Below are 9882 nucleotides of genomic sequence, written 5' to 3'. Positions count from 1 at the left end.
CGCGTTGCCGCCGTATTTGACCACCACGATCGTGCCGTGTAGCGCAGTGAGCCACGGTAGCGCCTCGGCGAGCACCTTCGCCTTGACGTCGGTGGTGATCATGACCACCGCCGACGACGATGCAGAACGAAGTGATGCGAAGGAGGCGGTGAAATCATGAGCTGTACGCCGAGTTCTCTTCGACGTAGGCGTGGGACAGGTCGGTGGTCCGGATTGCGGCCTGCGCGCTGCCGACACCCAAGTCGACGGCGACGTCGATGTCGGTGACCGACAGGTCGACCTCGCGGGCGCCGGGTGCGCCGACGCCGTCAACGCAGACCGCGAACCCGTTGAATGACACCGTGATCCGGTCCGGATCGAGTTCCACCGGTGCCATGCCGACCGCAGCCAGCACGCGGCCCCAGTTGGGGTCGGAGCCGAACAGCGCGGTTTTCACCAGGCTGTCCCGTGCGATGACCCGGGCCGCGGTGACGGCGTCGGCTTCGGTCAGCGCGCTAGTGACCCGGATCGTGATGCGCTTGGTGACGCCTTCGGCGTCGGCTTGCAGTTGGGCGCACAGGTCGTCGCAGACCCGCAGCACCGCGTCGTCGAGATCGGATTGGCTCGGCGTGATTTCGCTGGCGCCCGAGGCCAACAGCAGCACGGTGTCGTTGGTCGAGCACGCTCCGTCGATGTCGAGCCGGTCGAAGGTCTTCGCGGTGGCAGTGCGCAGCGCCTGCTCGAGCGCCGGGGCTGCGACGGCCGCGTCGGTGGTGATCACGCACAGCATGGTGGCCAGCGACGGCGCCAGCATGCCAGCCCCTTTGGCCATCCCGCCGACGGTCCAGTTATCGCGATGATGCAGCGCAACCTGTTTGGGTACGGTATCGGTGGTCATGATGGCGCGCGCGGCTTCTTCGCCGCCGGTCATGCCGCCGGCCATCTCGTGCACCAGATTCACGACGCCGGCGAGCACTTTGTCCATCGGCAGTCGGTCGCCGATCAGGCCGGTGGAGCAGACTGCGACGTCGATCGCCCCGGTTTCGGTCCCCCACTCCGTGAGCGCGGCGGCCAATTTCTCGGCGGTGGCGTGGGCGTCCTGGAATCCGCCTGGCCCGGTGCAGGCGTTGGCGCCACCGGAATTCAGCACCACGGCCCGCAGCCTCCCGTCGGCCAGCACTTGGCGGGTCCACAACACCGGCGCCGCTTTGACCTGGTTGCGGGTGAACACCCCGGCGGCGCCATGGTCGGGTCCCTCATTGAACACCAGCGCGAGGTCGAGCTTGCCCGATGCCTTGATGCCCGCCGCGATACCGGTGGCCCGGAAGCCGGCCGGCGCCGTGACGCCTTGGGTGCGCACCAGCGGCGCGGTGTCGGCGAGGTGTTTCACGGTGCCACTCCGACCACCGAAAGGCCTTCGGTCTCCGGCCATCCCAGCGCCAGGTTCATCGACTGCACGGCGGCGCCGCCGGTGCCCTTGACCAGATTGTCGATCGCCGCGATCGCGATGAACGTCGACGCGTCCTCGTCCAACCCGATCGCGACCTGGGCGGCATTGCTGCCGACCACCGAGCCGGTGCGGGGCAGTCGGCCTTCGGGCAGCAGGTGCACGAAGGGCTCGTCGTGGTAGGCCTTTTCGTATGCGGACCGTAGCGCCGACAGCGGCGACGTGGTTCGCGCAGTGCAGGTGGCAAGGATCCCGCGGGTGGTCGGGATCAGCACCGGTGTGAAGGAGACGGTGATCTCGCGGTCGGTGACTTGGCTGAGGCCTTGGACGATTTCGGGCGTGTGCCGGTGCGCGCCGGCGATGTTGTAGGCCCGCGCCGAACCGATGATATCGGAGCCGAGCAGGTCGACCGTGGCGGCCCGGCCGGCCCCTGAGGTGCCGCTCACCGCCACGATGGTGACGGCAGGATCGATGAGATCGGCTGCCACCGCGGGAAATAACGCCAACACCGCGGCGGTCGGATAGCAGCCCGGCACGGCAATACGCCGCGCATCGCGAAGCCCGTCGCGGTTACCCGGAAGCTCGGGCAACCCGTAGGGCCAACTGCCGGCGTGCGGGGAGCCGTAAAAGCGTTGCCAGGCACCCGCATCGCTCAACCGAAAGTCGGCGCCACAGTCCACCACCAAGGTCTGCGGGCCGAGCTGTTCGGCCAGCGCCGCGGAGTGACCGTGCGGCAGCCCGAGAAACACCACGTCGTGGCCGTCGAGCACACCGACCTCGGTGGGCTCCAGCACCCGCTGGGCCAGTGGCAACAGGTGCGGATGGTGATCGGCCAGCGCGGTGCCGGCACTGGCGGCCGCGGTCAGCGCGCCGATCGTCAGCCGGCCGTCGTGGTAGGCGGGGTGCCCGAGCAGCAGCCGCAGAATCTCGCCGCCGGCATAGCCGCTGGCCCCGGCGACGGCCACCCGTATCGCCTCGGTCATGACACCCATCGTTGCATGACTATGCACGCCTATGCAAACTCATTCTCTAACCGGTTTCAGCCGCGCAACACCGCGCCGACCCGTTCGGCGGCGCGACTCACCGCGGCATCCCGGGCAGCGCTGGCCTCGTCTTCGGTCAGGGTGCGGTCCGCGGCCCTAAACCGCAACGCAAAGGTCAGCGATTTGCGGTTCTCGCCGACCTGCGGGCCGGTGTAGACGTCGAACAACCGGGCCTCTTCCAGCAACTCCCCCGCCCCGTCGCGGACGGCGTCGGCCACGGCCTGTGCCGGGACGTCGGCGTCCACCACGAGATTGACGTCTTGGAACACCGCCGGGAATGGCGAAACCCGTGGTGCGGGCAGCGCATCGACGATCGGGATCGCGTCGAGGTTCAACTCGACCGCACACGTGCCTTTCGGCAGGCCGGATCGCTCGATCACCGCTGGGTGCAGCTGACCGGCATGCCCGACCACGGTGTCACCGACGAGCACTTCGGCGCAGCGGCCAGGATGCCACGGCAGGTACTGCGCGGCCCGCAGCGACACGTCAATTCCGCTGGCGCGGGCGATGATCCGAACCGCCTCGAACGCATCCGCGGCGTCGGCCCGGCGGCCGTCACCCCACGGGCCGCGCGGCTCCCTGAGCCCGGTCAGCGCCACCGCGACGTGCTGCGGCTGCCGGGGCAGCGATGCGTCGAGCGCGGCGATCTCGTCGTCGCTGGGGCGACGGTGTACCGGAATCGCCGCCAGACCCCTGGTCTGCTCGGTCGGCTGGACCACCTGCGCGACGGCGAACAGCGCGACATCGCTGATACCGCGAGAGACGTTGCGCGACAACGCCTCGAGTAGCCCCGGCAGCAACGTGGTGGCCAGGTGTGGGCGGTCGGCCTCCAGCGGGTTGAGCACCTCGGTGGTGTGCCGCCGAGCGTCGTCGACGGGCAGGCCCCACGTATCGAACACGCCGGCGGGCAGGAACGGCGTGGGAAGGATCTCGACGTAACCGGACAGCCCCAGTGACTTGCCGATCGCGCGGCGGCGACGCTGAACGGCGGACAACCCGCGGCCGGCCGGAGCCGGCGGCAGCACCGACGGGATGACGTCCAGACCCTCCAGCCGCAGCACTTCTTCGACCAGATCGGCCGGTTGCAGCAGATCCGGACGCCAGCTCGGCGGTGTGACGACCAGTGTGCCGTCGGCCTCGGTGACCTGGGCGCCGACCTGGGTCAGCCGCCGCGCCGTGGTGCCCGGGCGGTACCGCACCCCGGCGATCCGGTCGGGCAAGTCGGCCGCCAGTCGAATCGGCGAGCCAGCCCAATCCTGCCGGGGTGGGTCGCCCCGCCAGTCGGTCAGCGTCGGCGAGACCGCGCCGCCCGCGATCTCGGCGAGCAGCGTGGCGCAACGGTCCAGTGCGGCAACCGAAATCGCCGGGTCGACCTCGCGCTCGTAGCGGCGTGCGGCTTCGCTGGGCAAGTGCAGCCGGCGCGCCGTACGCGATACTGCGGCCGGTTCCCAGACCGCGGACTCCAGCAGCACGTCGGTGGAGTCGTCGCGCATCTCCGTGGTCCCCGAGCCCATCACGCCACCGATCGCCGCGGTAGCGACGTCGTCGACGATCAGCACATCGGCCGGGCCGAGGACGCGCTCGACGTCGTCGAGTGTGCGGACCTTCTCGCCAGGCCCGGCGAATCGGACAGCCAACCCGCCGGTGATCCGGTTGAGGTCGTGCGCGTGCATCGGATGGCCGAGTTCGAGCATCACGTAGTTCGTCGCGTCTACGGCGGGCGAGATCGCCCGGATTCCGCTGAGTAGCAGCCGGCGCTGTAACCACCACGGCGACACTGCCTTTGGGTCGATTCCGTTGACCGGTCGCAGCGCGAAGCGGCGCACACCGGTCTCGGGATGCACCGTCAGCGGCCAGGCCTCGGCCTCGCTCGGCAGCGCGGGAACGTCGGCGGGGTCGACGAAGTCGAGGTCGTAGGCACAGGCGATCTCGCGGGCCAGGCCCCGCACCGACATGCAGTAGCCCCGGTCCGGGGTGATGGCGAGATCGAAGACCACGTCGTCGAGGCCTAGTACCCCGGCGCCGTCGGCACCTGGCTCGGCGGTTCCCGGCGGCAGCACCAAGATGCCGGAATGGTCGTTGGCCAAACCGAGTTCAGCCGAGGAACAGATCATCCCGTCGGACGTGCGGCCGTAAGTCTTACGGGCGGCGATGTGGAAGCCGCCGGGCAGCGTGGCGCCGGGCAGGGCCACCACTACCAGATCGCCTACTCCGAAGTTAGTTGCTCCACAGACAATCTCGCGCGGCCGCGATTCGCCGACGTCGACCTTGCAGACCCGGATCGGCTTCTTGAACTCGGTGAGTTCCTCGATTGCCGCGACCCGTCCCACCGTGAGCGGACCCTCGACCGGCCCGAGGGTGATGACATCCTCCACTTCGTGGCCGATGCGCACCAGCGTCTGCTCGAGATCCTCGGCGGTGACTTCCCAGCCGGGAGCGCCGACGCCGATGACAGACTGCAACCAGCTGTAGGGAATTCGCATCAGGCACCCACCCCGAACGGCAGCGAGAAGCGGACGTCACCCTCGACCATGTCGCGCATGTCGGGGATTCCGTTGCGGAACTGCAAGGTGCGTTCCAGGCCCATGCCGAAGGCGAAACCGGAGTACTCGTCGGGGTCAATGCCCGCTGCCCGCAACACGTTCGGGTTGACCATTCCGCAGCCGCCCCACTCGACCCAGCCCGCCCCGCCCTTCTTGTTCTCGAACCAGACGTCGACTTCGGCCGACGGCTCGGTGAACGGGAAGAAGTGCGGCCGAATCCTGGTGCGCGCCTGTGGCCCGAACTCGGCACGGGCGAAAGCGTCGAGCGTTCCCCGCAGATGTGCCATCGACAGGCCGCGATCGACCGCCAACCCCTCCACCTGATGGAAGACCGGGGTGTGGGTGGCGTCGAGTTCGTCGGTGCGGAAAGTGCGGCCGATCGAGATCACGTACACCGGCAGGGTGCGGTGCAGCAGCGCGCGCACCTGTACCGGCGAGGTGTGGGTGCGCAGCAGCTGCCGCGAGCCGTCCGGCGCGAGGTAGAACGTGTCCTGCTCGCTGCGGGCGGGATGGTCGGCAGGAAAATTGAGCGCGTCGAAGTTGAATTGCTCGGTCTCCACTTCAGGCCCCTCGGCCAGTTCCCAGCCCATCGCGATGAACGTGTCGGCGATGTGCTCGGCCAGGATCGTGATCGGATGCCGCGCCCCGATCGGCTGCCGCGTGGAGGGCAGCGTCACGTCGATGCGCTCGGCGGTCAACACCGCAGCGTCGCGCTCGGCACGCAATTCGGCCAGCCTGTCGTCGTAGCTCTGCTGGACTGTGCCGCGTGCGGTGTTGACCAGCCGGCCGGCGTCGGCGCGCTCAGCCTTGGGCACGGTGGCCAGCGCCTGGCGTGCGACCGCCACGGGTGAACGGTCGCCGAGGTGCTCGGTCTTGGCGTGCGCCAGCGCATCGAGGTCGGCTGCGGCGGCGAAGGCGCGCCGGGCTGCGTCGACCGCGGCGGTCAGCGCCTCCGGCGACAGGGCTTCCGTTGACGGGGGCGGGGCACCCACGCGACGACACACTCCTTCTGGGGCGAAGATTGCGGGCACGCGACACGGCGTGACGCGCAAGAGCCGATCATATGTGGGCCGGCAAATTGTGCACGGAGGGGCGGTGGTCCATGGGTAGCGACGTCGACGGTTGCGACCAGGCACCACCGCCTGATGTCGACGAGCAGGTCAGCAGCGATGGGCCCGAAGCGGTATCAGGTGTCGTGCCGGGCGGGGCGGCTGGGTGCCGCAATAGCAGCGGGTCTGCTGTAGTGGGCGGCGACATCGTCGAGACCGGAAACCGGCCCTACCGGCTGGCCCACACCAAAGCCGCACACGCCGCTGCGAAATAAATCCAGCGTTTCCGTTTGATCCCGCAAGTCTGGGTATGAGCCGGCCGCGTGTTATTCGATGCGCCGCAACGCCTCAGTGGTGAGATCGCTCACGCTGGGATATCCGTCGATGGCCATGAGCAGGTCGGCTTCAGCGAGCAGTGAGCGCAGTACATGCACGACGCCGTCGACCCCGCCTAGCGCCAACCCATAGGCACATGGCCGGCCGATGCCCACCGCGGTCGCTCCCAGGGCAAGGGCCTTGATGATGTCGGCGCCGCTGCGGATTCCTGAGTCGAACAGCACCGGCAGTCCGTCGGCGGCCTTCACCACCGCCGGCAGGCAGTCCAGTGCTGGCAGGCCGCCGTTGGCCTGCCGTCCCCCGTGGTTGGAGCAATAAATGCCATCCACCCCAACGTCTTTCGCGCGCCGTGCGTCGTCGGGGTGACAGATGCCCTTGACGATCAACGGTAGGTGGGTCAGCGAACGCAGCCACGGTAGATCGGCCCAGGCCAGTGGGGTGCTCCAGGTTTGCAACCAATGCTGCATGGCGGCCTGCGGATTCTGTTCGGGCGGCTCGGTCAGCCCAGCGCGGAACACCGGGTCGCTGGTGTAGTTGGTCAGGCATTGCCCGCGCAAGGGCGGAGAGTACGCCGTCGCCAGGTCGCGTGGACGCCAGCCGGTCACCGGCTGGTCCAGGGTGACGACGATGGCCCGATACCCGGCAACCTCAGCGCGCTGCACCAAACTAGCGGCCAGTTCCAGGTCTTTGGGCACGTAGAGTTGGAAAAACCCTGGCGTACCAGCGAACTCGGCCGCCACGTCCTCCAGCGGGTCGGCAGCGAATACCGACACCGTCATCGGCACTCCGGTGATGGCGGCGGCGCGGGCGCAGGCCAGGTCACCGTGGCCGTCCTGAGCGCAGATGCCGATGACGCCGATCGGCGCCATAAACACCGGCGCCGGCAACGTCATCCCGAACATCTCCACGGACAGGTCACGTTCGTCGGCTCCGACGAACATCCGCGGCATCAGCCCCCAATGCTCAAAGGCAGTGACGTTGGCCCGCTGGGTGCGCTCATCACCGGCACCACCGGCGACATAGGCCCACACCGGCGGCGGCATCATCGCAGCAGCCCGGGACTCCAATCCGGCGTAGGTGATCGGCAGCGCCGGCACTACTCCGGCCACGCCCTGCAGGTAGATCTCCGCCTGGTAGTCACCACATGCCATAGCCCTAGCCTGGCAGGCAGGGTGCGTGCTGTTCCACTGCTTTTCTACTGGGAGTACACCGCCTGACACCGAAACTAGGAGTGCAGCCCACGATGATCGACCTGACAATGCCGATCCGGGAGAACGACGGACGATACACATCGCGCAACACGTTTTACCCCGAACCGCACACATTCGAGGAGCATGGTGTTCAATCCTCGACCTTCAAGATGTTCGCTCATTTCGGCACGCATGTCGATGCGCCACGCCACTTCATTCCGGGCGGCCCCACCATCGATCAGGTCGCGCCGCAGCGACTGATGGGACGTGGAGCAGTATTTGATCTTTCCGATTTCGACAGCTACCGCGCAATCGACAGCAGTGTGCTACACGACCGCGACCCCGGAGTGGCACCAAACGACATTGCGATCCTGCGAACAGATTGGACCGACCACAAATGGGGCGCAGACGATTTCCACAGCAACGCCCCGTTCCTGACCGGCGACGGGGCACGCTGGCTCGTCGATCACGAAGTCAAAGCGGTTGTCTACGACTTCCCTGAGGAAGAGATCATCCGGAAGGACGAGTGGGACGGCAACGACGCCATCGTCCACCACACTCTTTTGGGTAACGACATATACAACATCGAGTACGTCGTCAACCTGTCCCGCATCTCAACACCATTCGTCGGGATCATCGCCATGCCGCTCCCTTTGGTGGGGCTCGACGGGGCACCGGCACGGGTTCTGGCGTTCGAAGGCGATCACGCGCTGGCATTCTTCGCATCCATTGCCTGAAAATCATCGGTCAAGTGCCCGCAAACTCGATTCCCCCAGCGGTCTTGACGTGCCAGTTGTCGATTGCCCTACGTAGCCGACTACCAGGTCGTCGCCGATTTGGAACGGCGGTACGCAGCACTCGATGTCGGGTTAGCCGATCTGAGCACCGTGATCGCTGCCGCCAAGGCGGGCACGCGCAAGGTGCTGACGTTTGACGAGCGGCACTTCAGGGTTTTGCGCCCGCTCAACGGCGGGACGTTCACCTTGCTGCCCGCCGACGTGTGATGTTTCTGCTAGCCAGCCAGTGCCGATTTCACGGTTAGTCACGACTCAGTGCAGGAGCTACCCCCTCGAACCGACCCCTGTTGAGTCGTCGGTCGAAGCGTCCAGCCAGGGCGTGCCTTATCGCAGGCGTAGCGATTCGACAGGTTGTCCCGAAATCTGCGAGATCAACTCGACGTCCTTGTCAACCGCGAGGACTGTGAGCGACGCGAATTCGGCAGCGGCTGCCACGAGAAGGTCGGGGATCGAGAGCGCGCGGTGCTGGCCGCGATCGGCCAGCAGCAGCTGCAATTCGACGGCGCGATCTTCTGCAGCGGGCGTTAAATACTCCACCGGCATCAGCGACAGAGGCGGCGATGCGACCTCGAGACGCGCTTGCGCCGCGGTGCGAAATGAATAGCCGATTTCAAGGCGGCTGACGGTACTCATCCGCACCAGACCGCGTTCTATCCGGTCTATCAGAGTTCGGCATCCGGTGAGCCCCATACGCGGGTATGGCCGACTTGTCGATCAGCCACGTGGTCACCGCCACGCGCCCTTCATCACCTCTGGGTCGTCGAGATCCGTCGCTGCGGCGGCCGCGCGAAGCATGTCATCGAGCGTGAGCTTGGCGTGAGGTTGCCCCTCTGATCGCTCCGTCTCGAACCGCCGCCGCAGATACTCCTGCCGCGACAGTCCCCTCGCCGCGGCCGACGCGTCGATGTGCGCCACGGCAGCCTCCGATAGTCCCCTGATCAACACATCGGCCATAACCATCAACCTCCTGATATCCGATATCAGCACCTCAGGTGCTGACGCTGGCTGGGGCGGCCACAGCGAATTCGGCGACGATCCGAAACCGCCAGCAGTTCAAGACCCGCCGTGCGCGCGCTGGCCGGTAAAGCCCCGAAGCTTGAGTATTTTCGTACGAGTGGCGACGCCCCGAGCACCCGAGCGCATACCGGCGCAATACCTGCTGTCGCCGCGCGCGGCGAGCCCGCGCACACTCGTCGACGTCCTGTACGACACCGCCGCCCGCTTCCCGGACGCCACAGCGATCGACGATGGCACCGTCCAACTCACCTACAGCGAACTGATCAGCGATATCGAAGCCAGCGTCGCCTGGCTGGCCGCCCGCGGCATCGGCCGCGGCGACCGGATCGGTATCCGGATGCCGTCGGGCAGCTTCGCGCTCTACGAGGCGATCCTGGCCACCCTGGCCACTGGCGCGGCCTATGTGCCCGTCGACGCCGACGATCCCGACGAGCGCGCGGAGTTGGTGTTCCGCGAGGCGAACGTCGCCGCGATCGTCACC

The 9882-nt window shown here is 67.3% G+C and carries 10 protein-coding genes and 2 pseudogenes; 4 read left to right on the top strand and 8 right to left on the bottom strand.

Annotation, left to right across the window (positions count from 1 at the left end; all coding sequences use genetic code 11):
• The 5 genes and pseudogenes from AC2VOU_RS12905 to pheS form a co-directional block, all read right to left on the bottom strand.
• Positions 1-102 (bottom strand): annotated as a pseudogene (locus AC2VOU_RS12905) (acetylglutamate kinase); the annotation flags it as partial.
• Between the two features lie 52 nt (positions 103-154).
• Complete coding sequence (gene argJ, locus AC2VOU_RS12900) at positions 155-1369, bottom strand: bifunctional glutamate N-acetyltransferase/amino-acid acetyltransferase ArgJ (protein ID WP_486957733.1); 1215 nt, start codon at positions 1367-1369, stop codon at positions 155-157.
• On the bottom strand, positions 1366-2409 hold the full coding sequence (argC, locus tag AC2VOU_RS12895; RefSeq protein ID WP_486957732.1) for an N-acetyl-gamma-glutamyl-phosphate reductase: 1044 nt from the start codon (positions 2407-2409) through the stop codon (positions 1366-1368). Before argC ends, argJ begins: the two co-directional genes overlap by 4 nt.
• Positions 2410-2465: 56 nt before the next feature.
• Positions 2466-4952: a phenylalanine--tRNA ligase subunit beta gene (gene pheT / locus AC2VOU_RS12890; protein WP_486957731.1), complete on the bottom strand. Its 2487-nt coding sequence runs from the start codon at positions 4950-4952 to the stop codon at positions 2466-2468.
• The gene (gene pheS / locus AC2VOU_RS12885; RefSeq protein ID WP_486957730.1) at positions 4952-6004 is read right to left on the bottom strand and encodes a phenylalanine--tRNA ligase subunit alpha; all 1053 of its coding nucleotides are present in this window, start codon (positions 6002-6004) and stop codon (positions 4952-4954) included. Before pheS ends, pheT begins: the two co-directional genes overlap by 1 nt.
• A 110-nt stretch (positions 6005-6114) precedes the next feature.
• Here pheS and AC2VOU_RS12880 point away from each other — a divergent pair, with 110 nt between their 5' ends.
• Complete coding sequence (locus AC2VOU_RS12880; RefSeq protein ID WP_486957729.1) at positions 6115-6336, top strand: hypothetical protein; 222 nt, start codon at positions 6115-6117, stop codon at positions 6334-6336.
• Between the two features lie 51 nt (positions 6337-6387).
• Here the strand turns inward: AC2VOU_RS12880 and AC2VOU_RS12875 are convergent, their stop codons facing one another.
• On the bottom strand, positions 6388-7548 hold the full coding sequence (locus tag AC2VOU_RS12875) for an alpha-hydroxy-acid oxidizing protein (protein ID WP_486957728.1): 1161 nt from the start codon (positions 7546-7548) through the stop codon (positions 6388-6390).
• A 92-nt stretch (positions 7549-7640) separates the two neighbouring features.
• Between AC2VOU_RS12875 and AC2VOU_RS12870 the strand changes: the two genes are divergently transcribed.
• Complete coding sequence (locus AC2VOU_RS12870) at positions 7641-8324, top strand: cyclase family protein (protein WP_486957727.1); 684 nt, start codon at positions 7641-7643, stop codon at positions 8322-8324.
• Positions 8325-8387: 63 nt separating this feature from the next.
• Positions 8388-8591, top strand: coding sequence for a PIN domain-containing protein (locus AC2VOU_RS12865; protein ID WP_486957726.1), 204 nt, complete (start codon positions 8388-8390; stop codon positions 8589-8591).
• Between the two features lie 117 nt (positions 8592-8708).
• Here AC2VOU_RS12865 and AC2VOU_RS12860 read toward each other — a convergent pair.
• Positions 8709-9120 (bottom strand): annotated as a pseudogene (locus AC2VOU_RS12860) (PIN domain-containing protein).
• Positions 9111-9338: a type II toxin-antitoxin system VapB family antitoxin gene (vapB, locus tag AC2VOU_RS12855; protein WP_486957725.1), complete on the bottom strand. Its 228-nt coding sequence runs from the start codon at positions 9336-9338 to the stop codon at positions 9111-9113. The pseudogene AC2VOU_RS12860 and the gene vapB overlap by 10 nt, the downstream one beginning before the upstream one ends.
• Positions 9339-9498: 160 nt before the next feature.
• On the opposite strand from vapB, the gene AC2VOU_RS12850 reads away from it, so the two are divergent.
• A partial coding sequence (locus AC2VOU_RS12850; protein ID WP_486957724.1) for an AMP-binding protein occupies positions 9499-9882 on the top strand: 384 nt, incomplete at its 3' end.

The sequence above is a fragment of the Mycobacterium sp. TH-M25 genome (assembly GCF_057473665.1).
The sequence above is the reverse complement of the archived record's forward strand: the minus strand, read 5'-3'. Positions and strand labels throughout refer to the sequence as shown.